This window comes from Salipaludibacillus aurantiacus (genome assembly GCF_900111295.1).
Taxonomy (GTDB): Bacteria; Bacillota; Bacilli; order Bacillales; family Salisediminibacteriaceae; genus Salipaludibacillus; species Salipaludibacillus aurantiacus.
This window is the reverse complement of record NZ_FOGT01000011.1, coordinates 104,270-130,165: the sequence shown is the minus strand read 5'-3', so window position 1 is coordinate 130,165 and position 25,896 is coordinate 104,270. Positions and strand designations below refer to the sequence as shown.

The following is a 25,896-nucleotide window of genomic DNA, read 5'->3' as shown; positions in this document are numbered from 1 at the left end:
TCGATGTCTCTGACATCAAAATAAAAATAATTCATTGACGGGATATATTAAATATCCCACTTCGCTTGGCTTTTTGTTTAGTTTTCAAAGGTCAATATCTTTCGTTGCGACTTATATATCATATCAAAGCAATTAGTTTAAGTCAATAGTTTTTTATAAAATAATTAACCATTTGACTGTAAACAAAGTCACTTGTTTTTTCAGCAACGTTTAATAATTTATCATAGTCTATTGTTCAATTGCAACCCCGAATTTATTTTCAGAATAATTTTTATTTGAGATAAAGAAAAACTCATCTATTATCCCCTAATGAATGATGTCTTCCTTATCTTTTAATAAGTGTTTAAAGTTTCATCTCTTATACAGCTCGTACCCTTAACCACTGCACCGCCCTGCGGCCTTGTCTCCGGCTTTGAAACATCCCACTCTTCCGGAGTTATTGGTTTCTCTCATTAACTATTCATGTAAAGCCGATAAGTATAAAAGCTCTCAAGGCAGATATATGAAAGCCTCCCCCATATGAGGGGGAATGACTGCGCTGAATAGCTTGTCTTTTTGAGTCTCGAAAAAACTAACCAGCAGCCTGTCAGCTTCACTCTTATTCCTTCAGCTCCTGTGATTCTACTTGATTCTCCCACGGCAATTCTTCTTCAATGATTAGTTCCGGATGTTTGGCGAGATCGATAATCTTTTTACCATCTACTTTAATAGTAGGAGATGTAGGATAATGTTTATTTTGGAAAAGCACTTCACCAGTGCAGCCATTATTTAATCTCACTTTTCTTCCTATAGATAAATCCAGCATCATATGAATAAACTCATTAAGAAGAACATGATCAAGTTTACCGAACTGATCCTGTTTTAAAAAAGCAATTACTCTATACGGATTTTTCTTAGGCCGGTAATACCTTTCAGAAGCCATCGCGTGAAATACATCAGCGATAGCAATAATTTTAGCATATTGATGAAGTTTCATTCCTTTTACTTTTAATGGGTAGCCGCTTCCGTCCTCGCGTTCGTGATGCTGGACTATTCCCAGCATCGCTTTTTTGGATAGTCCAGGCACTTTTTCGAGCATCCGGTAGCTTGTCACCGGATGTTTTTTTACCTCTTTATATTCTTCAGCAGTTAAAGGGCCTTTCTTTTCAAATACTTTAAAAGGAACTTTAGCCATGCCGCAGTCTGCTAATAAACCTGCGATTCCTAATTGTATGACTTCACCGTTTTTCAGGCCGAGCCTTTTCCCAAGCATAGAACTGAAAATACTGACAGCCACCGAATGATAATAAAGATAATCATGCTTTGTTGTATAATTGTGGAGGTGCAAAAGTTCATCTTTCGATGGGTTTGTATCATAAAGGGGCAAAAATACTTTTCTAATTTCATAGGCATCTACCTTAGCGCCGCCTTGCCAGTTTTTAAACATCTTTTTGTACTGTTGAACCCCTGACAAGTAACGATCTGTAAAAATAGTCTGGTTACTGGTTTCTAAAGGCTGCTGACTCACAAGATTTGACTCTGTCTTAACGTCGTTATCCATTATTCTTTCTTTAGGAGTAAATAGATCCCCATTAATCAGCGTCGACTCTACCTGTACATGTTCTACTAAAAACTTTTGGAGGATTTGTATATAGTCTTCAGTTAAAACGGTTTTCTTTCTCATTAAAGGAGTATTCGAGTGTTTATACACGTCTTCTGCAAGCATACATCCCGGGACTAGATAGATTGGTTTTACTTTCATTTTCCCCCGCTCCTTCACATTCTGTTATCTCTATTGGAAAGAAAACAGGGTCAAAAGTCAATGTTTTTTAAAAAATATTAAAATAATTGGTTATAATCAAATACATAATACCTAAAAAAGAGAATTATCTTTCCTTATTTTTCTGTCATAGATTCAATGATCTGGTCTAAATGGCTTAAAGTTGAGATATCTTCTTCCAAAAGCGGCACATAAATTTTAGACATTCCTTTAAAATGATGATCGATCTCTTCTAAATAATACTTTTGCTGTTCTTTCCTTTTTTGAAAAAAGCTGCCGTCCACACTTTCAGGAAGAATCTTATTAATGATAATCGCCAATACAGGAATTTTGTTCTTTTTCAATGTTTCCACTGCCCGTTTTGTTTCCTGAATAGGCAGCCTTTCAGGGTTCAGTACAAATAAAAAACCTGTTATTTCTTTATCAAGCAGTATCTCCCTGACTTTGGCAAACGTCTGCCGTCTATTTTGGAGAACCTGGAAGATAGGATCGTCAACCGGTTCACCGTCATAGATCATTTGAGTATAATGTTCATTCGTTTTTTTTCTCCGTTCAAGCATCCCGTCCATCCACACACCCATCAGCTCAGGAAGAGACAGAAGTCTTAAAGTATGGCCGGTAGGTGCAGTGTCGAAAACAAGCAGATCATAATTTTGTTCCTCCTCCAGAATTAGCGAAGCCAGACGATGGAACAAGGCTGCTTCGTCAGCGCCGGGACTCGATTTTGCCAAATCCATTTGCCTGTTTACTTCCTCAATCATAGTAGCTTTTACATGCCCCTGAATATTTTCCTTAACTTGTTCAATATAACGGTCTGTTTCCTGATCTGGATCTATCTCAATAATATCCAGTCCTTCTGCTGCAGTTATTGGCTCATTACCCAGTGCAGTGTGGAATATGTCACCGAGGTTATGAGCAGGGTCCGTCGAAATAAGAAGTACTCTTTTTCCCATGTCACTTGCCGCTTTAGCTAGCGATGCAGCAGTCGTGGATTTTCCTACTCCGCCTTTCCCTCCGGCAAAAATAATTCGTTTATTAATTACACGCTCTATAGATTGATTCATATTTTCACTCCTCGCCCAGTCAGTTATAAGGCCCTTCAGCCTGAAGGACAGCTATTTTTAACAGCATCTAAAACCGGAAAGGGGTGATTTCTCCATGCCCATCCGTGTATGCCAATCGTGAAACTTTTCCAGCATATAAGGATAAAGTTCAAGCGTATAAAATGACACAGGGTTTGGGAGACCAAGCATCTCAGAATAAAGCAATAAAAAAAACAGATCATCTTCGTCTCTTAATTCTCTTAGAATTTCTGTGCGGTGTCCCTGGCGTAAAATCTCATCATACAATTTCAAGAAGTCTTTAAAGCCCATATAGATGTCCGCCTTTCTTCTATTTGTAAATAAATCATTAGTATATTGTATATGACAGCCCTTTGAAATAAGAAAAGAGAGCAGTGACCATGGCTGATCACTGCTTGAGTCTTAATTATCTTCCGTGCCTTTTCTGCGCAATCCTGCAATAGCTTCAAGTAGAATCCACAAAGCGAAAGCGAGAATGATTGAACCGAGAAGGAAAAGCAGCAGGTTCAGTTCATGCCCTTCACCTAAGCCTGACCACTGGAAGAAAACTTGCTGAATCATTGCCCAAACGGTCATAAACATAAGGAAAATCATCGGTATAAGAGTTATAAGATAATTACGTCCCTGCCTCTTCAGCCATAAAGTGATCAGAAGGAGCGTAATTCCGGCTAAGAGCTGGTTAGAAGTACCGAATAACGGCCAAAGGACATATCCCCCTGACCCGAACCCTTGCGGTCCTTCAGGCAGTAAGACCAGTGCCGCACTTGAGACTACGGCAATTGAAGTAGCTACATGCATTTTTGTTAATGGCTTTATTTTATATTCCTGTCCTAATTCAGAAATGATATAACGCATGAGTCGGACAGATGTGTCGAGTGTTGTGGCTGCAAAACTTACTACAATGATTGCCACAATGGTTGTAGCGATATCGGCAGGTATAAAGATCCCCGTTGCAAGCTGTCCTGCCCCCTGCACGAAATAGCCTAAACCGCCTTCCCCTGCAGCACCAAAACTGCTGTAAGCGCCCAGAAAAGACGCTTCATCACTGAAAAAGGTAACGACCGCAATGATTGCCGCAAGGGCGAGCAGCCCTTCACCCACTGCACCGAGGTAACCGACAAACCGTGCATCCGTTTCTTTATTCAGCTGTTTACTGGACGTTCCAGATGCAACCAGCCCATGGAAACCGGAAATAGCTCCGCATGCAATCGTAATAAAGAGCAGCGGAAACCACGGAACATCCGGTGAGGCATTAGTAGCGGGGGCAGATATAGACGGATTAGAGAAAAATAATCCAAGATACAAAATGGCAAGCCCGACGACGAGCTGGTGTGAATTAATATAATCCCTCGGCTGAAGCAATTTCCACACCGGCAGTGTTGAAGCAATATAGACATAAACCATTAATATGACAATCCATACAAAGAATGAAAAAGCCACTCCATTTAAACCAAAGGCGACAATGTTTTCTTCTCCCCCGAAATACCTCGGCAGATCAATCTGTAATGCGGGAACTCTTGAGGCCACAATAGCAGAAATGTACATAGCAGCCAATGCAAATAGTGACGGAAGCAGCATGCCGCCGCGCTTTTTATACACTAGATGTCCAATCCAGAGAGCAAGCGGAATCTGGATAAATACAGATAAAACAGCAGAAGGGAAGGTAATAAACAGATTGGAAATGACCCAGGCAAATACCGCGTTTACCATTAAAACGAGTATTAAAATGATAAATAAGAATAAAATCTTAGCCCGCTGTCCGATAATTTTATTGGCGAGTGTTCCGACAGACTGTCCCTTATTCCTTACCGAAAGAACGAGTGCACCAAAATCATGCACACCGGCAGCAAATACCGTGCCGAGAACTACCCACAAAAAAGCAGGCAGCCAGCCCCAATACACCGCTATGGCAGGGCCCACAATAGGTGCCGCACCTGCAACAGATGTAAAATGGTGGCCCCACAGGATCCATTTATTTGTCGGTACAAAATCTACACCGTCTTTATATCTGTGTGCCGGCGTCTGGTAATTCGGGTCAAGCCGGTAAATTCTTTCTGCTACAAATTTTGAATAATATTTGTATCCCATAAAAAAAACAAACATTCCTATGACCGCAACTAATATAGCGTTCATAACATCCCCCTCCTTCTTTTATGGTCTCTGTTAAATGTAAATGTTGATTTTAAAATCAGGGGGTAATTGTAGCGGAAGGTGCGAGACTCCTCAGAAATGAATCCGCATTTCCTTCGTGCGATGCTATTTCTCGGGAGTCGATCAAGTCCTCCGGGAAAAGCAGGCTTCCTGAAGCAAAAATCAACCATAACTTTTAACAGAGCATTTGTAATAGATGTGATCAAAAGTATATACAAGCTTATTATGCCACTTCCTTACTTTGCAGGAAAAAAGCTGAAAGCCTGTTTTTACGAATATATGAAGCGCTTTCAAAAGTATACTGCTGAATACTCGTTCATTCTTACTTTTTTAAAAAATCTGAAAATACACCGCGCTATGTTAAAACTGTTATTAATGGGGTGAACTGAATTCCCGTATGTACGTCAGCGCTCTGTCTGGGCGGAGGAATGCGGCATAGAAAAAAACCCGAGGCTTGCGCCATCGGGTTTAATCTTTTATTCATCTTCAGGTTCGTCTTCCGGTATATTATCTGCCGTTGTATCCTTCAGCGCGTCAGCTTCTGTATTATCCTGACTGACTTCTGGTTCAGTGCTCTCTTCCATATCGCCGTTTTCCTCTTCTATCTCTTCATCATCTACTTCATCGACGTTGACACGGGCCACAGTGGAAACATATTCTTCATCTCCTACACGGATTAGACGGACGCCTTGAGTATTCCTGCTCGTTTGGGAAATCTCTTCCACATGCATGCGGATAATGACACCGTTCGTCGTAATGACCATCAAATCGTGGTCATTCGAGACTACTTTCAGGGATACGAGATCACCGTTTTTGTCAGTAATGTTACACGTTTTAATTCCTTTACCGCCCCGGCTTTGCTGACGGTATTCACCGACAGGGGTTCTTTTTCCGAAACCTTTTTCAGTAACAATTAAAATGTCATGGTGATCTTCAATGATATCCATGCCGACTACTTCGTCATCGTCCTGCAGGCTGATTCCCCTTACACCGGCAGCAGTCCGGCCCATCAACCTTACATCATTTTCATCAAAACGGATTGACTGGCCTTTTCGTGTGCCGACGATTAATTCTCTGCTTCCGTCCGTCAGCCGCACTCCGTGAAGTTCGTCTTCATCCCTGAGTTTAATAGCAAACAGGCCGCCACGGCGGATATTGGCGAAAGCATTGAGCTCTGTCCGTTTTGACACACCGTATTTTGTCATAAAGAACAGGGAGTGCTTTTCATCAAACTCTGAAATTGGAATGACTGCACTTATATATTCATCTTTATCAATCTGTAAAAGGTTAATAATCGGAATGCCTTTTGAAGTCCGTTTTTGTTCAGGTACTTCATAGCCTTTTATCCTGTATACTTTACCTTTATTTGTAAAAAATAAAATGTGGTCATGGGAGTTGGTTATAAATAAATGACGGACAAAATCGTCATCATGAGTCCCCATTCCTTGTACGCCGCGTCCGCCGCGTTTCTGACTGCGGTAGGTGGACACTGGGAGGCGTTTAATATAGCCGTGATGTGACACTGTAATAACGATATTTTGACGTGGAATAAGGTCTTCATCTTCCATGCTGTCTTCACCAAGGGTGATAACAGTACGCCGGTCGTCCGCGTAGCGGTCACGTACGTCAATCAGTTCTTCACGGATAATTTCCAATACTTTCTCTTCATCTGCGAGAATGGCTTTTAATTCAGCAATTTTCTCAACCAGTTCCGCATACTCTTTTTCAATTTTATCTCTTTCGAGTCCGGTTAAACGCTGCAGCCTCATATCCAGAATGGCCTGAGCCTGATCATGAGACAGGTCATATTTTTCAATCAGCCCTGTTCTCGCAATTTCTGTCGTTTGTGAATTCCGGATAAGGGAAATAACTTCATCCAGATGATCAAGAGCCACACGCAGCCCTTCAAGAATGTGGGCTCTGGCCTCTGCTTTTTTCAGTTCATAGGCCGTACGCCGGCGAATAACCACTTTTTGATGCTCAAGATAATGAACAAGCGTTTGCTTTAAAGATAGAACTTTAGGCTGACCGTCCACAAGCGCCAGGGTGTTAATCCCAAAGCTTGTCTGCAGTGCAGTCTGCTTGTACAGGTTGTTTAACAGAACGTTCGCATTGACGTCACGGCGGAGCTCAATAACAATACGCATGCCTGTACGGTCAGATTCATCACGGAGATCAGTAATACCGTCAATTTTTTTATCGCGCACAAGTTCGGCAATTTTCTCAATTAACCTGGCTTTGTTAACCTGATAAGGCAATTCATTTACGATAATCCGCGGTTTGCCGTTATGTTCTTCAATTTCTGCTTTGGCACGGATTAAAATCGACCCTTTGCCTGTTTCGTACGCTCGGCGGATCCCCGAGACCCCTACAATTTCTGCCCCGGTTGGAAAGTCGGGTCCTGGGATATATTCCATCAGTTCCGGTACTGTAATTTCAGGATTTTTACTTAACGCCAGCACCCCGTCAATCACTTCCGATAAGTGGTGAGGCGGTATATTGGTAGCCATCCCTACTGCAATTCCAGATGCACCGTTAACAAGCAGGTTAGGAAACCTTGCAGGCATAACGATCGGTTCGGTTTCGGAACCATCGTAGTTTTCCTGGTAGTCGATCGTATCTTTACCTATATCTCTTACGATTTCCATAGATATTTTTGACATTCGTGCTTCAGTATAACGCATGGCTGCCGCTGCGTCGCCGTCAACTGAACCAAAGTTGCCGTGTCCGTCCACGAGCATGTAGCGATAGCTGAAATCCTGCGCCATTCTTACCATTGTTTCATAGACAGCGGAATCCCCGTGCGGGTGATATTTACCGATAACTTCCCCGACAATACGGGCTGATTTTTTGTAAGCTTTTTCTGCCGTAATGCCAAGTTCATTCATAGCATAAAGAATTCGTCGGTGAACCGGCTTTAATCCATCCCGGACATCAGGGAGTGCTCGGCTGACAATTACACTCATCGCATAGTCCATAAAAGACGTTTTCATTTCCTGGCTGATATTAATTTCTTGAACTCTAGACTGGTCTTGATCAGACATTCCTTGTACCTCCGTTCACCTAAGTCCGTCCGGCACCTCTTTTTTTATGAAACTTCTCTCTCTTTGAGACCGAGGTTCTGTCCGGTTATTTCATTCTTCCGGTGCTGCACAGGAATCGTGCAGCACCCAAAAGCATGGCTGACTGTTATATATCCAAATTTTTCACATAATGGGCATTCTCCTGAATAAAGTCGCGCCTTGGCTCAACACGGTCGCCCATTAATGTTTCAAACACTTCGTCAGCAAGCATTGCATCATTCAAGCTAACCTGCAGAACCGTTCTCATACCAGGGTCCATAGTGGTTTCCCATAACTGAGTAGGATTCATTTCCCCAAGACCCTTGTAGCGCTGAAGGCCGGGTTTGGGAGCAGGGGACATTTCAGATATAATCCGTTCCATTTCTTTTTGTGTATAAGCGTAGTGCAGCACCTTGCCTTGCGTGATTTTATATAACGGCGGCTGGGCAATATAAATATAGCCTTCTTCAATGAGCGGCCGCATGTAACGATATAAAAACGTCAGTAGAAGTGTTCTGATATGAGCACCATCCACGTCTGCATCCGTCATAATAATAATTTTGTGGTACCGCGCTTTTGAAATATCAAAGTCCTCGCCTATTCCCGTGCCTAAGGCTGTAATAATGGCCCGGATTTCATTGTTTGAGAGAATTTTGTCAAGACGCGCTTTTTCCACATTTATAATTTTCCCGCGGAGAGGAAGAATGGCCTGAAAATGGCGGTCACGTCCTTGTTTAGCTGATCCCCCGGCTGAATCACCCTCTACGATATACAGTTCGCTGATCGACGCATCCCGGGAAGAACAGTCGGCAAGTTTACCTGGAAGTGAACTTACTTCCAAAGCCGATTTCCTTCTTGTCAGCTCACGGGCTTTTTTCGCCGCATCTCTGGCACGGGACGCCATGATCCCCTTATCAACGATCTGCCGAGCTACATTTGGATTTTCAGCCATAAATTTCGACATATATTCAGAGAAAAGTGAATCAGTAATTGTTCTGGCTTCACTGTTTCCAAGCTTTGTTTTTGTCTGTCCTTCAAACTGAGGGTCAGGAATTTTAACCGAAATAATCGCCGTCAATCCTTCACGGACATCATCACCGATTAAATTCGGATCATTTTCCTTAAACAGGTTATTTCTTCTGGCATAGTCATTTATAACCCTGGTTAATCCCGTTTTAAAGCCGGATTCATGGGTTCCGCCTTCGTGCGTATTAATATTATTGGCAAAAGAGTACAAATTACTGGCGAATCCGTCATTGTACTGCATGGCAATCTCAATGCTCAGCCCTTCTTTTTCTCCTTCAAGAAAAATCGGCGGTTCATGCAAAGGATTTTTAGTCCTGTTCAAATGCTCAACGAAAGACTGGATCCCGCCTTCATAATAGTACTCTGCGGACTTGCCATCTTCCCTTTTATCACTAATAAAAATACGCAGCCCGCGGTTTAAAAAAGCCAGCTCCCGCAAGCGGTTTGCAAGCACATCATACTCAAACTCGGTTGTTTCCGTAAAAATTTCTTTGTCCGGTTTAAATCGGATAATCGTTCCATTCTTTTCTGTTTCCCCGATCACTTTCAGGTCCGCATCAGGAATTCCGCGTGTAAACTCGATAAAATGGACTTTACCATCCAGATGTACTTCCACTTCCAGATGGCTGGACAGCGCGTTTACTACTGAAGCCCCTACACCGTGCAGTCCTCCGGAAACTTTGTAACCTCCGCCGCCGAATTTACCGCCTGCATGCAGCACGGTCATGATCACTTCAACAGCAGGCCGGCCCATTTTTTCGTGAATCCCTACAGGAATACCGCGACCGTTGTCTTCAACGGTGATAGAGTTGTCTTCTTCAATTGTGACGTGGATGGTATCACAGTAACCGCCCATTGCTTCGTCGATACTGTTATCGACAATTTCCCATACAAGGTGGTGAAGCCCTCGTCCGCTTGTGGAACCAATATACATACCAGGGCGTTTTCTTACAGCTTCCAAACCTTCTAAAACCTGAATCTGGCTTTCATCATAAGAATGTTCAACAGTCAATTTTATTCACCTGCACTTCTCCTGGCACCATATGCCAAGTAATCTGAATCTGTATACTAAGACGGTATAAATAATGACACTAAGTTTTTACAATGAGGTCAGTGGTTTACCTGATATCAGTATTCTTCCTCCGGGACTACTGTAGCTGTTTCAGCCCGCCTTTTTAAGGTGTGGGAAGAGATAGGGGATAAATAAATCTCATCTTCTGTAATCACCATCGATTTCGGTGTATCATCAGTTACTTTAATCGTTGCTTTGCGTTTTTTATGGTCTTTCATCATCGCCTGGTTTTCAGACGACAAATCCTGGCTGTTATGGTCGAGAATGGCTACGATACTCTCAGCTTTTAAAACCATATCACCGCCTAAATGAATAAACATTTTATCACCTCAGCCTTTTTTTTGAATCATGCCTTCTTCCACATAAAATGTATCGGCTTCTTTCAGCATGTCATGATCAATGCCCTCTACACTGGTGGTCGTGACAAACGTCTGCACTTTACCTTTGATCGTATTAAGCAGATGTGTCTGACGATGGTCATCAAGTTCCGACAGCACATCATCAAGCAGCAAGATCGGATATTCGCCTGTTTTTTCTTTGATCAGCTCGATTTCGGCAAGCTTTAAAGATAAGGCAGTTGTCCGCTGCTGGCCCTGAGAACCATAAGTCTGGATGTCCCGCTCATTTACAAAAAACGACAAATCATCCCGGTGAGGGCCGATTAACGTTGTTCCCCTCTGCATTTCCCGCTCCTGAACCTTCTCGTATTCCTCTTTTAAAGCTATTAACATTGTGGACAAATCCATGTCGTCTGATACGTTGCATGACGGGTTATAGGCTACTTTTAAATTTTCCCGGCCGCGGCTGATTTCATAATGAATCGGCTGAGCCCATGTTTGAAGTTTTTCCAAAAATGCATAGCGTTTTGTAATCACATGTGCCGCAGAGTGAAGCAGCTGATCGGTCATTACCTCCAGCATAGCCGGATCTGCTTTTACTTTTTTCTGCTGGATGTCCTTTAACCACTGGTTCCGCTGTTTAAGCACTTTGTGATATTGGGAGAGGTGGTAAAGGTAAATTGAATGAATCTGCCCCATTTCCATATCCAGAAAACGGCGTCTGATCTGGGGACTTCCCTTAACCAGCGTCAAGTCTTCCGGCGCGAACATCACAATATTACAAGAACCGATATAGTCACTCAGGCGTTTTTTCTCTATATGATTCAACTTGACTTTTTTCCCTTTATTAGAAAATACCACTTCCATGTGAAGTGGTCCGTTCCTGTTCGTTAAGTGACCTTCAACTTTAGCAAACTGCTGATCCCAGCGAATTAATTCCTTGTCTCTTGGCGTCCGGTGGGACTTAGCCATAGCAAGCACATAGACGGCTTCCATAAGGTTTGTCTTTCCCTGTGCGTTTTCACCAAGAATGACGTTAACTCTGTTTTCAAAAGCCAACGTCAGCTCAGGGTAGTTCCTGTAATTTTTTAAAGTGAGTTGATCAATGTGCAACCGAATCCCTCTCTATTCCTCATCGCTGGCTATCAAAATAGTGCCCATCTCTTCAACTTCTACCCGATCCCCGGGATAAAGTTTTCTGCCTCGGCGATTTTCTTGTTCATCGTTTACCCATACAGGAATTTCCGCCAGAAACCACTTTGCCTGGCCTCCGGAATCGATTACCGCTGCTTCCTTCAAAGCTTGTCCAAGCGTAATAAATTCATCTGAAATCACAATTGTCTCTTCCACAAGGGGTCACTCACTTTCTGTAAGAAACTTTACAATTATACGCGCACAAAATGTCTCACTCTATATTGTACTAAAAGTTTTGCATAAACGCCAATGTGGATTACTCAAATGTTTTAATCTGCCAGTAGATAAAATTTGTATACGACCGGTAACTGGCAGCTGACCCAGCGAAGAAAACCGAAAAAACAGGCACCCCGGCTTTGACCCTGGAGTACCTGCAGTATTGGTCTGTTTTAGTATGTTCTCACAGGAGAGAACAAGTGGAGCATATGATCCTGGTCCGCCGGTTTCATAACAAACGGGCTCATAGCTCCAGTAAAGTCAATTGTAATATCTGTTGATTCGATAACTTTCAGGGCATCAATAAGATTTTTGCCGTTAAAGGAAATCCGCAGCTCTTCACCTGAATAATTGAGTGTCTCGACACTTTCTGTCACTTTTCCAACTTCAGGAGTGACAGAAGTGATTTCCAATACCTGATTTTCCATCGTTTTAACATTAACGACATTATTTTTCCCCTCACGTGAAAGAAGCAATGCACGCTCAATGGATGCAAGGAGCTGTTTGGCATTCAGCGTCACGCTAGTTTTGGAGGACGAAGGGATCATATTCTTTGTTGCCGGATAATTGCCGTCTAAAAGTCTTGAGAAAAATAACAGATTTGTCGATTTAAACAGAATTTGATTGTCAGTCACAATGATATCAATCCAGTCATCTGTGTCATCTAAAATTTTATTTAACTCAGTGAGGCTCTTTCCCGGAATGACGACATTTGAAAAAGTCAGCTCGCCTGAGTTTGTCTCTACCTGGGCGTGACGCATAGCCAGACGATGGCTGTCCGTAGCTGTACAAGTCAGATTTCCTTCTTCCACAGACCAGTGAATGCCTGTAAGAATCGGGCGTGTTTCAACAGTGGAGACTGCAAAAGCTGTTTGCCTGATAATGCTTTTAAGTAAGTCTTTTGGCATTTTAAAGACGTTTTCTTCCTCGATTTCAGGTAATCTTGGGTATTCTTCAGGATCAAGACCGTTTAAGTTAAATACAGAAGATCCTGAAGTCAGTCTTGTAACGAACTGATCTGAGACTACCACTTCAATCGTGTCTCCAGGTAATTTTTTTACTATATCTGCAAAGAACCGCGCCTGAAGTACAATCGAACCTTCCTGTTCAATATCCACAAGCTGGTTGTCCTCTTCTTCCTTGGGAATAAAGGATTCTATGGAAATATCAGAATCACTTCCTGTTAGTGTAACCCCTTCATCTGACGCTTCAATTTTTACTCCTGTCAAGATCGGAATCGTCGTACGAGAAGAAATAGCTTTTGATACATGCTGAACGCTTTGTACAAATTTGTCGCGCTGAATGGTAAATTTCATAGGTTCCTTCCTCACTTCCGTAAAATAATTAAGTTACTGAAAATAGTTATTTTAATAGTTCTATTTCTCTTTTTTATTAATAATTAATCTAGAAGTACTCGTAGTAATACCTGTGATTATGTGGATAACTCGAAAAAAGTCCAGGAATGGCAAGTTATCCACCTGTGGACAACCTGTGTATAAAACTCAGGGAGTTATTCACAGTACCCACATCGTTATGATTTAAGCTGTTCAGTAATTTCCTGAATCTGCTGCTGTAATTCCTGGTCTGCAGTAAACAGGCGTGAGATTTTCTCATGTGCGTGAATCACTGTCGTGTGATCTCGTCCTCCGAATTCATCCCCGATTTTAGGCAAAGAGCTGTCTGTTAATTCCCTTGATAAGTACATCGCTATCTGCCTTGGATAAGCCACTGTCTTCGTTCTTTTCTTAGCTTTTAAATCCTCTACTTTTACTTGAAAAGCAGCAGCCACTGACTTTTGTACGTCCTGAATCGTGATTTTTTTAGGCTTGGAATTCGGGATAATATCTTTTAGCGCCACAGCTGCGAGATCTGCATTCATATCCTGGTTAATCAATGATGAATAAGCGACAACCCGGATAAGTGCTCCTTCCAGTTCACGGATATTCGTATCGATCTGATTGGCGATATAAAGCATCACTTCATTAGGAATATCAAGGTTTTCCGCCTTCGCTTTTTTGCGTAAAATGGCAATTCTTGTCTCCAGATCCGGAGGCGTAATATCCGTTATTAAACCCCATTCAAACCTTGAACGGAGCCGGTCCTCAAGAGTAGGAATTTCTTTAGGCGGACGGTCACTGGAAATGACAATTTGTTTCCGTTCTTCATGCAGGGAATTAAATGTGTGGAAAAATTCTTCCTGCGTTTGTTCTTTTCCGGCTAAAAATTGAATATCGTCAATTAAAAGCACGTCTACATTCCTGTATTTATTTCTGAAATTCACCGCTTTGTTATCTCTGATTGAATTAATAAATTCATTCGTAAACTTTTCAGATGATAAATAGACAACTTTCGCATCAGGATTATGATCAATGACATAATGGCCGATTGCATGCATAAGGTGGGTTTTACCTAGTCCTACTCCCCCGTAAATAAATAAAGGATTGTATGCTTTCGCCGGGGCTTCTGCTACCGCGAGCGAGGCTGCATGAGCAAACCTGTTCCCACTTCCAATAACAAAAGTATCAAACGTGTATTTCGGGTTGAGCATATGTTTAGGCATCTCTTCATTACCTTGCATAGAAGGTTTTTCAGGCTGTTTAGCCTTTTCAAAGAGCTCTAATTCATCCTTTTTATCTTCTTTAGGTAAAATAAACCGGGCTTCCAGTTCTGCTCCGGTTAACTCGTTCAATGTTTCTGTAATTATCCCGAAATACCGGTTTTCCAGCCAGTCACGGGCAAATTCATTTGGAGCAATCACTGTAATTGTATTTGAGCTCTGATCAATCGAATCAGCTTTCGTAAATTTAAACCATGTGTCATAACTGGGTTTACTTACTTTTTCTTCGATTTTCGTCAGGGCCTGCTCCCATAAATCATTTAAATTTTCCAATCTATGACCCTCCTTTGCATATATTGTTCCATAACAGAACAACGGATCCGCCCCCTGAATCCGATGCTTGTACAACAAATATATAACCCTATTGAATAACCATGTATAAAAATTAACGTGTATAATATGTGGGTAAATACTTATATAGGAAGAAAAACAACCTGTACACGTTATACACAAATATGTGGATAAACTAACCCATAACAGTCTAATAACTATCCACAAAGTTGTTAACAGTTGTGGATAGTTTATATTTTACCACAGGTTTTCCACTAGAAAAAACAACATTATGATATCAGATATATAAAGGATTGACAATGGCGGAAGTGAGTTATCCACACCATTCAAGGGGTTGTGTTTAAAAGTTGTCCACAGCACAAGATCATGTGTAAAAGCTGTGGGGAAGGGTGTGGAAGGTTGTAAATTAATGGCGAAAGTTGTCCACAAACCCTGAAGAAAAAAATGTTTAACTGAAGGTTTGTGTTTTTGAAATACGTGGATTTTGCAAAATAAAGTGATACCTGTTTTAAAATAAAGCAGAGGCATTTTCTCGTGAACGTGGAATTCGGGCGTTCTCAAAGGAAGTGAAAATGCAGAGGAAGAAACAACGATGGAAATTTTAATCTGGTGAACGAGACTGGGAGCCCGGAAGGATCAGCGGTTATTATTTTTCGACAAGGAACCGCAGGAGAACCATGAATCGGAAATTATCAACAAAGTTTTACAGAGCCCACAAAAAAAGGTTCGTAATAATTAAGTTGGCAGGGGCTTGACAACAGAAGTGGTCTTTCTTATAATTTACAAGACTGTCTATACCGGTTACAGTCCGAAATTCAGCTGTTACCGGAATAATATGATTAGTGAATTCGGATAATGAAAGAATTATCATCCCAGGAGGTGGAATAGATGGGTAAACCAACATTTAATCCAAATAACCGAAAGCGCAAAAAGAATCATGGTTTCCGTGCGCGTATGGCTACAAAGAACGGTCGTAAAGTATTAGCAAACCGTCGCCGTAAAGGAAGAAAAGTTCTATCTGCGTAATGAGGCCGCTGAGAGCGGTCTTTTTTCACTTTATAGTCGAAAAATGACGGATAGACCGATGTGAGAAACCAGGTCAAGGCTTAATCTTTCATAAAAAGAGAGAGTACTGATCTGGTTTTCTTTTTGCGAAAGTAAGCATAGAAAGTATTTAAAAGTGACAGATTTGGGCACAAAGTGAATAGTGATTGTCCTAAATCTTCTTTATAATGTAGAATGAGTTTTGGAAGTGACGTAATCTGTCCAAGAAATATGACTGATGGGGTGCCGTGGATGAAGAGCCAATACCGTTTGAAAAAAAATGAAGATTTTCAGTACGTTTTTCAACGGGGGAATTCTGCCGCAAATCGTCAATTTGTCGTATACCAGCTTAAAAAAGAGCAACAGGATACCATCCGCATTGGCTTATCTGTTAGTAAGAAGTTAGGGAACGCTGTGGACCGTAACCGTATTAAGCGGCTGATGAAAGAAATTTTAAGGGAGCTTGCACCTGACCTGCTCCAAAACCGTGATGTGGTAATAATAGCGAGAAAGCCGGCAGCAGACATGGATTACCATCAGATGAAAAAATCTATGTACCATGTGATGAAGGTGGCCAAGCTTTTCAGAGCCCCAACCCGGGTAAACAGGTGAGGCTGACGCTATGAAATGGCTCGCTATTGGTTTAATCCGCTTTTACCAGAAATGGATTTCAAGGTTTACACCGCCGACGTGCAGGTTTTATCCTACCTGTTCGCATTACGGAATTGAAGCAGTAAAACGGTTCGGGTTCGTTAAAGGCAGCTGGCTTACGTTGAAACGTATTGTAAAATGTCAGCCTTTTCATCCGGGAGGTTATGATCCGGTGCCTGAAAAAAAACAGAATAAAGACTGACAGGCAGTTCTTTCGGTCATTTGAGCACGTTTATATCTTTTTATAACAAGATATAATGGAAATAAGTGCTTTTAGTGACGTGTTAATAGATTATTTTGATAGGGAAAGAGATAGGAGGACCTAGAGTGGCAAGAAAATTAGGTTTAGTATCGCTTTTTATTGGTTTAGCTTTATTAATGACAGGGTGTTTTAATATTGATGAACCAATTAAAGCAGAGAATGGTGGAATATGGGATTCCTTTTTTGTTTATCCGCTGTCATGGTTAATGACAAACATTGCAGATGCGTTAGGAAACAGTTATGGTTTAGCGATTATTATTGTAACCATACTGCTTCGTATTTTGATTTTACCTCTGATGATTAAACAGACGAAGAGCACGAAAGCCATGCAGGCGCTTCAGCCGGAAATGACTAAACTTCGTGAGAAATACAGTGCGAAAGATCAGCAGACACAGCAGAAACTGCAGCAGGAAATGATGGCTCTTTTTCAGGAGCATAAAGTTAATCCGTTGGCAGGCTGTTTTCCAATTTTAATTCAAATGCCGATTTTAATTGCTTTTTATCATGCGATCATCCGGACGCCTCAGATCAATCCGGACGTTGATCCGACTTACACCGGGGCACCGCAGAATTTTCTGTGGTTTGAATTAGGAAGTGCTGACCCTTATTATATTTTACCGCTTGTAGCCGGGGCAACAACGTTCATTCAGCAAAAAATGATGATGGTGCAGGATAATCCGCAAATGCGTGCGTTAATGTACATTATGCCAGTCATGATTATCGCGTTTGCAGCGTTCTTCCCATCCGCTTTAGCTTTATACTGGGTAATTGGTAACTTGTTTATGATTATACAAACATACTTTATTACTGGACCTAACGTAGGTAAGGATAAAGAGGCCAAAACAGGAGGAGCGAAGACCAAGTGAAAAAAGTGACTGTATCAGGGAAAACGATAGAGGAAGCAGTTGAGTCAGGCCTTGAAAAGCTGGATGCAACTATGGACATGATAGAATATCACGTCATTGAAGAACCGCAAAAAGCATTGTTCGGGCTTCTTGGAGGAAAACCGGCTGTCGTGGAAGTGAAAGTAAAGCCTGATCCGATAAAAGAAGCACTATTATTTTTGCGGGATACGATTGATAAAATGGGTGTGTCAGCCAGTGTGGAGACAGAAGAGCGGGATGAAGGCATGTTTCTTAATATCACAGGCTCAGAAATTGGGGTGCTGATTGGAAAGCGTGGACAAACTCTCGATTCTCTCCAATATCTTGTTAACCTTGTAGCTAATCGTCAATCTGAAAATTATGTACGTATTTATCTTGATGCAGAAGGATACAGAGCAAGGCGAAAAGAGGCGCTGGTTACTCTCGCCGAGCGCCTGAGTGATAAAGCGCTCCGGACAGGCCGGGAAGTCAGGCTGGAGCCGATGAGTGCCCATGAACGTAAGATTATCCATACGGCATTACAAGACGTCAAAGGAGTTAGCACCTTCTCTGACGGTCAAGAACCTCACCGGCGAATCGTCGTCGTACCTAAATGATTCAGTCATCGAGAACAACTTTTTATAACTAATCAAGCCAGGCAGTTCCGGAATTCGGAGCTGCTTTTTTTGCGCCGTTTTTCTCAAAAACTAATGGGAAGTTTTCCATTCGCTTCCCCCTGAAACTTGAAACTTCCGGTAAGATTGTGGATAATCAACAGAGGCACTTTGTGTTTTGTCCACATGTGAATAAAAACTCTGCAACAAAAGGTTATATTTGTGGATAAATGGATATAACTGGGGAAATTGGGAGGGGAAACTCTTTAATACAGACTAAATTTATGGTATTCTATTTATTTGGAATCAGCAAATGTTGATCCGAATTTTTAAGGAAAATTTTTCCGTTTTTATATATAAATCTGATGAGGTAAACAAGCCTCAAAGAAAGGAGGAGTGGAACGATGGAAATGGACACAATTTCTGCAATCTCAACACCTATGGGAGAAGGAGCAATCGGGATTGTCAGGATAAGCGGAGACGATGCTATTCAATTAGCCGACAATTTATTCAAAGGAAAGCGGCCCTTAGCAGAAGCAGAAACTCATACTATTAATTATGGCCATATTAAAGATCCGGATACAGGAGATATTGTGGAAGAAGTCATGGTTTCTGTGTTAAAAGCTCCACGGACGTATACTAAAGAAAATATGGTGGAGATTAACTGTCACGGCGGTTTGACATCAGTTAACCGGGTTCTTCAGTTAGTGCTGAATGAAGGAGCCCGTCTTGCTGAGCCGGGTGAATTTACTAAACGCGCTTTCCTTAATGGAAGGATTGACCTTTCACAGGCTGAAGGTGTAATAGATCTGATCCGTGCCAAGACTGACCGTGCAATGAATGTCGCTATGAATCAAGTGGAAGGAAAGCTTTCCCAGCGAATTCAAAAATTAAGACAGGCTCTGCTGGAAACCGTAGCTCATGTGGAAGTTAATATCGATTATCCTGAATATGATGCTGAAGAAATGACCCTGGAGATTCTTCAGGAGAAGGGTTCTTTTGTAAAAAAGGAAATTGACCGGCTGCTGCAGACAGCCCAGCAGGGAAAAATTCTTCGCGAAGGATTGTCCACTGTTATTATCGGCAGGCCAAATGTTGGGAAATCCTCATTGTTAAACAGTCTTGTGCAAGAAAATAAAGCGATTGTCACTGACATTCCAGGTACAACCCGTGACGTCATTGAAGAGTACGTGAATGTCAGGGGTGTTCCACTCCGTCTTCTTGATACAGCCGGAATCCGGGAGACTGAAGATGTCGTTGAAAGGCTTGGGGTAGAGCGGTCACGGAAAGTGATAAACAGTGCTGAGCTTGTTCTTCTGGTGCTCAACAATAACGAGCCGTTAACAGAGGCAGATGAAGAACTTTTCAAACTTTCCGAAGGGCATGATGTCATTACGATCGTTAACAAAACAGACCTTGAAGAAAAGATTAATTTGAACAGAGTCCGTAAACTTGCCGGAAATCGTCCGGTTGTAGCTACCTCTCTTTTAAAAGACGAAGGGGTCGACGAACTTGAAGAAGCGATAAGAGAGCTCTTTTTTGAAGGCGACCTGGAAACAGGGGATATGTCCTATGTGTCTAACTCCCGCCATATCGCTCTTTTAAACCAGGCAAAGAAAACGATTGACGATGCATTAGGAGCAATGGAAGCCGGAATGCCGGTGGATATGGTGCAAATAGATATTACTAAAGCTTGGGAACTGCTTGGTGAAGTAATTGGGGACAGTGTCTCTGAGAGCCTTATTGACCAGCTGTTCTCTCAGTTCTGCTTAGGAAAATAGATGGTAACACTTGCTGTGATTAACTATAAATAGTAACGAAAATCGAACAAAGGAGGTTCGTATGATGAGTTATAATGGTGGAAAATTCGATGTCATCGTCATCGGTGCAGGCCATGCGGGCGTAGAAGCCGGTCTTGCTGCAGCACGGATGGGCGCTGATACATTAATGTTAACATTAAACTTGGATGCGGTCGCTTATATGCCATGTAATCCGTCAGTCGGCGGACCGGCAAAAGGGATCGTTGTAAGAGAAATAGATGCACTGGGCGGTGAAATGGCCCGTAACATCGACAAAACGCATATTCAAATGCGTATGCTGAATACTGGAAAAGGACCTGCTGTGCGTGCATTGCGTGCACAGGCCGATAAATTTACGTACCAGCATGAAATGAAGCAGACAATTGAAGATACAGAGAATCTTCTTCTCCGTCAAGGCATGGTAGAGAAATTGATTGTAGAAGATGGGCAGATTCAAGGTGTCATTACACAAACAGGTGCCGAATATTACGCAAAAACTGTGGTAGTGACTACCGGAACTTACTTGCGGGGGAAAGTTATTCTAGGTGACTTATCCTATGAGAGCGGCCCTAATAACATGCAGCCGTCCGTTAACCTCTCATATCACTTGCAGGAGCTTGGCTTCGATATGGTCCGCTTTAAAACAGGTACACCACCGCGTGTAAACGGACAGACGATCGACTATGACCAAACTGAGATTCAGCCTGGTGACGATGTACCGCGGGCCTTTTCTTATGAGACGACCAAGTATATAACAGACCAGCTGCCATGCTGGCTAACTTACACGAATGCAGAAACTCATGAATTGATTAACGGAAATTTAAGCCGTTCGCCAATGTATTCCGGTATGATAGAAGGAACTGGACCGCGTTACTGTCCTTCGATTGAAGATAAAATCGTCCGGTTTAATGATAAACCGCGGCATCAGATCTTTTTAGAACCGGAAGGCCGAAACACAAAAGAGGTTTATGTGCAGGGGCTTTCTACAAGCCTGCCTGAAGACGTGCAGCACAGTATTCTAAAGACTATTCCAGGCCTGCAGAATGTTCGCATGATGCGGCCGGGTTACGCGATTGAGTACGATGCCATTGTTCCGACACAGCTGTGGCCGTCGCTTGAAACGAAAAAGATAGAAGGACTGTTTACTGCAGGGCAAATTAACGGAACAAGCGGCTATGAAGAAGCAGCAGGACAAGGCCTTATGGCAGGTATTAACGCGGCGAGAAAAGTGCAGGGGGAAGAGCCGTTAATTCTTGATCGTTCTGAAGCTTATATTGGTGTACTGATTGATGACCTGATTACAAAAGGCACCAATGAACCTTACCGCCTGCTTACGTCACGAGCTGAATACCGCCTGCTGCTCCGTCACGATAATGCAGACCTCCGTCTCACCGAGAAAGGGTATGAGATCGGTTTAATTTCCGAAGACCGTTACAACAGCTTTACAGATAAAAAAGCGAAAATAGCTGCAGAAATTAAGCGTCTGGAAAAAACGATTATTAAAGTGAGCGATGACGCACAAAAAATTGTTGAAGAGGCCGGCTCTGCACCAATGAAAGAAGCAGTCAGCGCCGCACTCCTGTTAAAAAGGCCGGAAATCACTTACGATCATGTAGCACGTCTGACTGAGCCGGAAGAAGAATTGGAAGCAGATGTTAAAGAACAGGTAGAAATTCAGGTTAAATATGAAGGCTATATTTCCAAGCAGCTGGAACAAGTTGAACGGCTGAAAAAAATGGAAAATAAAAAGCTTCCGGAAGACCTGGATTATATGGCAATCAACGGAATCGCTACTGAAGCAAGACAAAAATTAGCAGAAGTGCGGCCGCTATCGATTGCGCAGGCATCCAGGGTATCAGGGGTGAACCCTTCAGATGTTTCTGTCCTCCTCGTCTATATGGAGCAGGGACAACTCCAAAAAGTAAAGCAAGCTTAATAAGTTGACGTTCAGGCTAATAATGAGGTGAAATTAAAGATGAATGAAGACGAGTTTAGAGAAGCTCTCCAGCAAAAAGGCGTTCCGTTGACAGATGAACAAATGCAGCAATTTGAACACTATTACAGTATTCTGGTTGATTGGAACGAACGAATGAATTTAACGGCTATTACAGAAAAAAAAGAAGTTTATTTAAAACATTTCTACGATTCAGTCACCGCAGCTTTTTATGAAGATTTAAGCACACCGTTGAAAATAGTGGATGTAGGAGCAGGGGCGGGGTTCCCCAGCCTCCCTCTGAAAATCTGTTTTCCTCATCTCGATGTAACTATTGTTGACTCTCTAAACAAGCGTATTACCTTCTTAAATGCCCTTGCTTCTGAGCTTGATTTAAAAGGGGTATCATTTTACCACGACCGCGCCGAGCAGTTTGCAAGGAAAAAAGAACACCGGGAAAAGTATGATGCAGCAATATCCCGTGCAGTGGCCCGGCTGCCTGTATTATCGGAGCTGTGTCTGCCTTTAGTTAAAAAGGGCGGACGGTTTATCGCTATGAAAGGGGCAGGCGCTTCTGAAGAACTGCTTGATTCGGATAAAGCTTTCAAAGTACTCGGAGGCAAGCTTAAGCACAAATATGATTTTCAATTGCCTCTTGAACAGAGTGAGCGGTCGATTATTGTTGTGGATAAAGAAAAACAAACTCCTAAAACCTACCCTCGAAAAGCGGGTACGCCTAACAAACAACCCCTGATTTAATTTTCCCCTTTGCTGTGATATAGAGACTTACTGAGCAGTAAAGGGGGCTCTTACATACAGGCAGAGATCAGGGTAAAATCTAGTTATCTCTTAAAATTATTATAGAAGATTTTTCATTTCTCACGTATACTGAATATGCGAGAAGAAACAGTTTTACGATGGGCGCCGTTTCACGTGAAACATTTCAGCACGGAGACTTTGCTCACTTTAATATTGAAAGCATACAAGCGATAGGGTCGTCTTTTAATAAATATGCCAGGTTTTTACGCCGTACAGGGCTTATATCATTTCCCTTATGTGTATCAGACGGGGGAGGTAGTTTTCTGAAGGTGGTGTCGCCATGAAACAATCATTTTCAAAGCTGTTTGGTTTGAATGATAAAAATGAAGAGACTGAAGAGAAGTTAATCAGCGAAAGGGAAGAAGTCCATAAACTTCCTGTATCAGAGATCGTTCCGAACCGGTACCAGCCGCGAACGGTTTTTCATGATGAAAAAATAGATGAATTAGCTCAAACGATAAATACCCATGGAATTATTCAGCCGATTGTCGTTCGTGAGAGTAACGGCAAGTATGAGATTATCGCAGGGGAACGCCGCTGGCGTGCAGTTACAAAACTCGGATGGGAAAAAATCCCTGCTGTTATTAAAAATCTGGATGATACGAAAACCGCATCTGTCGCTCTTATTGAAAACCTCCAGCGTGAAGGTTTAACGTCTATTGAAGAAGCTACAGCATATGCCAAACTAATAGAACTGCACGGGTTGACTCAGGAAAGCCTGGCTCAGAGGCTTGGAAAAGGGCAGTCCACAGTAGCAAATAAATTAAGATTGTTAAATTTGCCGGAACCGGTTCAGGAAGCTTTGCTGAACCGTCAGATTACAGAAAGGCATGCCAGGGCATTAATAGTCCTTAAGGATGCAGAAAAGCAGGAGAAAGTGCTGGCAAGGATTATTGAGGAAGAGTTAAATGTAAAACAGACTGAAGAAGTAATTGCAAAGCTTTCGGAGGAGCCTGAGAAAAAGAAACCGAAAGCGATCCGTAAAGCTGTCTCGAAAGACACCAGGCTTGCGATGAATACGATTAGAAAATCGGTAGATATGGTCGCTCAGACAGGTATGAGTATTGATACAAATGAAGAAGAGCATGAAGAATATTACCAGTTTACTATCCGCATTCCTAAAAAATAATTATTTAACAGATTATGAGAAGCCGTTCCGCCTGCTGAGGCGCGAACGGTTTTTTGACTGGCTTTTCTGTATATATAGTCCCGGGTCCGGGCAGTGAGGTAAGCTGGATTGAGCCAGGCTCAATGGCTTGAGAGCCGGAATTTCCTCTAATTCTTCCTCCAATAGTCATTTTTAATATTTTTTAGGAAACGAATTAATCCACTTTGCGTTTTTCGTGATAAAATAAAATATATGTTTAAAGTCTGAAAAGAATGACTAATTTTTCAGCAGAAGTTAAAATATTTCCCTTACCGTAACAGGAAAAATAGCGTTTGCAGTTAGGCAGGTGACAAAATGGGAAAAGTGATAGCTATTGCAAATCAAAAAGGTGGAGTAGGTAAAACAACTACAGCAGTCAATTTAAGTGCTTGTCTTGCTCAAGAGGGCAACAAAGTTCTGATGATCGATGTGGATCCACAGGGCAATTCAACCAGCGGTATTGGAGTAAATAAAGGTGACATTGATGAATGTGTTTATAATGTACTTGTAGAAGATCAGAAAGCTGAAAATGTCATCGTACCAACAGTAATGGAAAATTTATTTATCATTCCTTCGACAATCCAGCTTGCAGGAGCTGAAATTGAACTTGTTCCTACAATTTCAAGAGAGGTGCGTTTGAAACGGGCGATAGAGGATATAAAAAGTAACTATGATTACATCGTTATTGATTGCCCTCCTTCACTTGGACTTCTTACCTTAAACTCTTTAACAGCAGCTGACTCTGTGCTGATTCCTGTACAATGTGAATATTATGCGCTGGAAGGGCTGAGCCAGCTTTTAAATACAGTACGCCTTGTTCAAAAACACCTTAATCATGACCTGGAAATTGAAGGAGTATTATTAACGATGCTTGATGCCCGAACCAACCTTGGCATTCAGGTCATTGAAGAGGTGAAAAAATATTTCAGGGAAAAAGTTTTTCAAACAATTATTCCTAGAAATATCCGTCTCGGTGAAGCGCCGAGTCATGGTGAACCGATCATTACATATGATCCTAAATCGAGAGGCGCAGAAGTTTATTTAGATCTAGCGAAGGAAGTGATGACTCATGGCTAGAGGACTAGGAAGAGGTATTGGGGCTTTCTTTCCTGACGCTTCACAAGAGCAGGGAGATCACGTACAAGACATTAAACTTGCAGACCTGCGTCCGAACCCTTATCAGCCCAGAAAAGTTTTCGAGAAAGAGACAATTGAAGAGCTTAAAACCTCTATTGAACGGCACGGCATCCTTCAGCCTCTTATCGTCAGGAAAAGTATTAAAGGATATGAAATTGTCGCAGGGGAGCGGCGTTACCGGGCTGCTAAAGAAGCTAAGCTAAAAGCCGTACCAGCCGTAGTTAAAGAGCTTTCCGAAAATGATATGATGGAAATCGCCCTGATTGAGAATCTTCAGAGAGAAGACTTGAATCCGCTCGAAGAAGCGAAGGCGTACCAGAAACTATTGGAACATCTTCAGGTTACACAGGAACAACTTGCAAAAAGGCTGGGGAAAAGCAGACCTTATATAGCAAATTATATCCGTTTACTGCAACTGCCGCAGCTTGCCCAGCAGTATCTGTCAGAAGGAAAACTTTCAATGGGACATGCCAGGGCGCTGTTAGGATTGAAAGACGAGAACCAGCTCACAGCTCTCATTCAAAAAGTAATTAAAGAAAAAATGAGTGTTCGTCAACTGGAAGAATGGATTCAGCGATCTAACGATAATGTTTCACGTGAAACTTCAAAAAATAAGCTGTCCCCTTTCTTAAAAGAAAGAGAATCAGTATTAAAATCCTATTTTGGAACAAATGTTCAAATTAAAAAAGGAAAAAATAAAGGAAAAATAGAAATTGACTTTTTTACAGATAAAGACTTGGAACGAATTTTGAATTTGCTTCATCAACAAGAGGAAGAATAACTCAAAAAAGTCAGGCGGCCCGGGAAATCTGCGCCTTG

General features: G+C 42.0%; 22 protein-coding genes. 11 read left to right on the top strand and 11 right to left on the bottom strand.

Features of this window, described 5'->3' with window-relative positions:
* Window positions 1-598: 598 nt before the first annotated feature.
* The 11 genes from BMW59_RS14300 to dnaA form a co-directional block, all read right to left on the bottom strand.
* The gene (locus tag BMW59_RS14300; protein WP_093053564.1) at window positions 599-1,741 is read right to left on the bottom strand and encodes an HD-GYP domain-containing protein; all 1,143 of its coding nucleotides are present in this window, start codon (window positions 1,739-1,741) and stop codon (window positions 599-601) included.
* Window positions 1,742-1,875: 134 nt separating this feature from the next.
* Window positions 1,876-2,823, bottom strand: coding sequence for an ArsA family ATPase (locus BMW59_RS14295; RefSeq protein WP_093053561.1), 948 nt, complete (start codon window positions 2,821-2,823; stop codon window positions 1,876-1,878).
* Between the two features lie 57 nt (window positions 2,824-2,880).
* Window positions 2,881-3,183, bottom strand: coding sequence for a cory-CC-star protein (locus BMW59_RS14290; protein ID WP_483880115.1), 303 nt, complete (start codon window positions 3,181-3,183; stop codon window positions 2,881-2,883).
* Window positions 3,184-3,243: 60 nt separating this feature from the next.
* Entirely contained in the window at window positions 3,244-4,974 is a 1,731-nt protein-coding gene (locus BMW59_RS14285; protein ID WP_093053556.1) for a carbon starvation CstA family protein, read from the bottom strand.
* A gap of 494 nt (window positions 4,975-5,468) precedes the next feature.
* Window positions 5,469-8,036 carry a DNA gyrase subunit A gene (gene gyrA / locus BMW59_RS14275; protein WP_093053550.1) on the bottom strand — a complete coding sequence of 856 codons (2,568 nt, stop codon included), beginning with the start codon at window positions 8,034-8,036 and terminating at the stop codon, window positions 5,469-5,471.
* A gap of 145 nt (window positions 8,037-8,181) precedes the next feature.
* Entirely contained in the window at window positions 8,182-10,092 is a 1,911-nt protein-coding gene (gene gyrB / locus BMW59_RS14270) for a DNA topoisomerase (ATP-hydrolyzing) subunit B (RefSeq protein WP_093053548.1), read from the bottom strand.
* A gap of 116 nt (window positions 10,093-10,208) precedes the next feature.
* On the bottom strand, window positions 10,209-10,472 hold the full coding sequence (gene remB / locus BMW59_RS14265; RefSeq protein ID WP_093053545.1) for an extracellular matrix regulator RemB: 264 nt from the start codon (window positions 10,470-10,472) through the stop codon (window positions 10,209-10,211).
* 9 nt (window positions 10,473-10,481) lie between these two features.
* Window positions 10,482-11,603 carry a DNA replication/repair protein RecF gene (gene recF / locus BMW59_RS14260; RefSeq protein ID WP_093053542.1) on the bottom strand — a complete coding sequence of 374 codons (1,122 nt, stop codon included), beginning with the start codon at window positions 11,601-11,603 and terminating at the stop codon, window positions 10,482-10,484.
* 12 nt (window positions 11,604-11,615) lie between these two features.
* Complete coding sequence (gene yaaA, locus BMW59_RS14255) at window positions 11,616-11,840, bottom strand: S4 domain-containing protein YaaA (RefSeq protein ID WP_093053539.1); 225 nt, start codon at window positions 11,838-11,840, stop codon at window positions 11,616-11,618.
* A 233-nt stretch (window positions 11,841-12,073) separates the two neighbouring features.
* Window positions 12,074-13,216 (bottom strand): DNA polymerase III subunit beta, encoded by a 1,143-nt coding sequence (gene dnaN, locus BMW59_RS14250; RefSeq protein ID WP_093053536.1) that lies wholly within the window; start codon window positions 13,214-13,216, stop codon window positions 12,074-12,076.
* A gap of 215 nt (window positions 13,217-13,431) precedes the next feature.
* Complete coding sequence (dnaA, locus tag BMW59_RS14245; RefSeq protein WP_093053533.1) at window positions 13,432-14,790, bottom strand: chromosomal replication initiator protein DnaA; 1,359 nt, start codon at window positions 14,788-14,790, stop codon at window positions 13,432-13,434.
* Between the two features lie 906 nt (window positions 14,791-15,696).
* On the opposite strand from dnaA, the gene rpmH reads away from it, so the two are divergent.
* The 11 genes from rpmH to BMW59_RS14190 all read left to right on the top strand — a co-directional run bounded on the left by rpmH (window position 15,697) and on the right by BMW59_RS14190 (window position 25,858).
* A complete protein-coding gene (gene rpmH / locus BMW59_RS14240; RefSeq protein ID WP_026697111.1) occupies window positions 15,697-15,834 on the top strand; it encodes a 50S ribosomal protein L34 in 138 nt (45 codons plus the stop codon).
* 270 nt (window positions 15,835-16,104) lie between these two features.
* Window positions 16,105-16,464 (top strand): ribonuclease P protein component, encoded by a 360-nt coding sequence (rnpA, locus tag BMW59_RS14235; RefSeq protein ID WP_093053530.1) that lies wholly within the window; start codon window positions 16,105-16,107, stop codon window positions 16,462-16,464.
* A gap of 10 nt (window positions 16,465-16,474) precedes the next feature.
* Window positions 16,475-16,705, top strand: coding sequence for a membrane protein insertion efficiency factor YidD (gene yidD / locus BMW59_RS14230; RefSeq protein ID WP_093053527.1), 231 nt, complete (start codon window positions 16,475-16,477; stop codon window positions 16,703-16,705).
* A 125-nt stretch (window positions 16,706-16,830) separates the two neighbouring features.
* Window positions 16,831-17,631 (top strand): YidC family membrane integrase SpoIIIJ, encoded by an 801-nt coding sequence (gene spoIIIJ, locus BMW59_RS14225; RefSeq protein ID WP_093053525.1) that lies wholly within the window; start codon window positions 16,831-16,833, stop codon window positions 17,629-17,631.
* A complete protein-coding gene (gene jag, locus BMW59_RS14220) occupies window positions 17,628-18,245 on the top strand; it encodes an RNA-binding cell elongation regulator Jag/EloR (RefSeq protein WP_093053522.1) in 618 nt (205 codons plus the stop codon). The genes spoIIIJ and jag overlap by 4 nt, the downstream gene beginning before the upstream one ends.
* A gap of 401 nt (window positions 18,246-18,646) precedes the next feature.
* Window positions 18,647-20,023, top strand: a complete 1,377-nt coding sequence (mnmE, locus tag BMW59_RS14215) for a tRNA uridine-5-carboxymethylaminomethyl(34) synthesis GTPase MnmE (protein ID WP_093053519.1) — start codon at window positions 18,647-18,649, stop codon at window positions 20,021-20,023.
* A gap of 64 nt (window positions 20,024-20,087) precedes the next feature.
* On the top strand, window positions 20,088-21,977 hold the full coding sequence (gene mnmG, locus BMW59_RS14210) for a tRNA uridine-5-carboxymethylaminomethyl(34) synthesis enzyme MnmG (protein WP_093053516.1): 1,890 nt from the start codon (window positions 20,088-20,090) through the stop codon (window positions 21,975-21,977).
* A 39-nt stretch (window positions 21,978-22,016) separates the two neighbouring features.
* The gene (gene rsmG / locus BMW59_RS14205; RefSeq protein WP_093053513.1) at window positions 22,017-22,733 is read left to right on the top strand and encodes a 16S rRNA (guanine(527)-N(7))-methyltransferase RsmG; all 717 of its coding nucleotides are present in this window, start codon (window positions 22,017-22,019) and stop codon (window positions 22,731-22,733) included.
* Window positions 22,734-23,073: 340 nt separating this feature from the next.
* Complete coding sequence (noc, locus tag BMW59_RS14200) at window positions 23,074-23,922, top strand: nucleoid occlusion protein (RefSeq protein WP_093053510.1); 849 nt, start codon at window positions 23,074-23,076, stop codon at window positions 23,920-23,922.
* A gap of 333 nt (window positions 23,923-24,255) precedes the next feature.
* A complete protein-coding gene (locus BMW59_RS14195) occupies window positions 24,256-25,017 on the top strand; it encodes a ParA family protein (RefSeq protein WP_093053507.1) in 762 nt (253 codons plus the stop codon).
* On the top strand, window positions 25,010-25,858 hold the full coding sequence (locus BMW59_RS14190) for a ParB/RepB/Spo0J family partition protein (protein WP_093053505.1): 849 nt from the start codon (window positions 25,010-25,012) through the stop codon (window positions 25,856-25,858). The genes BMW59_RS14195 and BMW59_RS14190 overlap by 8 nt, the downstream gene beginning before the upstream one ends.
* Window positions 25,859-25,896: the final 38 nt, after the last annotated feature.

Bases quoted from the DNA above. Each gene is read 5' to 3' on its own strand.
- BMW59_RS14300 (WP_093053564.1), bottom strand. From the start codon at position 1,741: ATGAAAGTAAAACCAATCTATCTAGTCCCGGGATGTATGCTTGCAGAA.
- BMW59_RS14295 (WP_093053561.1), bottom strand. From the start codon at position 2,823: ATGAATCAATCTATAGAGCGTGTAATTAATAAACGAATTATTTTTGCC.
- BMW59_RS14285 (WP_093053556.1), bottom strand. From the start codon at position 4,974: ATGAACGCTATATTAGTTGCGGTCATAGGAATGTTTGTTTTTTTTATG.
- gyrA (WP_093053550.1), bottom strand. From the start codon at position 8,036: ATGTCTGATCAAGACCAGTCTAGAGTTCAAGAAATTAATATCAGCCAG.
- remB (WP_093053545.1), bottom strand. From the start codon at position 10,472: ATGTTTATTCATTTAGGCGGTGATATGGTTTTAAAAGCTGAGAGTATC.
- dnaN (WP_093053536.1), bottom strand. From the start codon at position 13,216: ATGAAATTTACCATTCAGCGCGACAAATTTGTACAAAGCGTTCAGCAT.
- rpmH (WP_026697111.1), top strand. From the start codon at position 15,697: ATGGGTAAACCAACATTTAATCCAAATAACCGAAAGCGCAAAAAGAAT.
- rnpA (WP_093053530.1), top strand. From the start codon at position 16,105: ATGAAGAGCCAATACCGTTTGAAAAAAAATGAAGATTTTCAGTACGTT.
- yidD (WP_093053527.1), top strand. From the start codon at position 16,475: ATGAAATGGCTCGCTATTGGTTTAATCCGCTTTTACCAGAAATGGATT.
- mnmE (WP_093053519.1), top strand. From the start codon at position 18,647: ATGGAAATGGACACAATTTCTGCAATCTCAACACCTATGGGAGAAGGA.
- mnmG (WP_093053516.1), top strand. From the start codon at position 20,088: ATGAGTTATAATGGTGGAAAATTCGATGTCATCGTCATCGGTGCAGGC.
- rsmG (WP_093053513.1), top strand. From the start codon at position 22,017: ATGAATGAAGACGAGTTTAGAGAAGCTCTCCAGCAAAAAGGCGTTCCG.
- noc (WP_093053510.1), top strand. From the start codon at position 23,074: ATGAAACAATCATTTTCAAAGCTGTTTGGTTTGAATGATAAAAATGAA.
- BMW59_RS14195 (WP_093053507.1), top strand. From the start codon at position 24,256: ATGGGAAAAGTGATAGCTATTGCAAATCAAAAAGGTGGAGTAGGTAAA.
- BMW59_RS14190 (WP_093053505.1), top strand. From the start codon at position 25,010: ATGGCTAGAGGACTAGGAAGAGGTATTGGGGCTTTCTTTCCTGACGCT.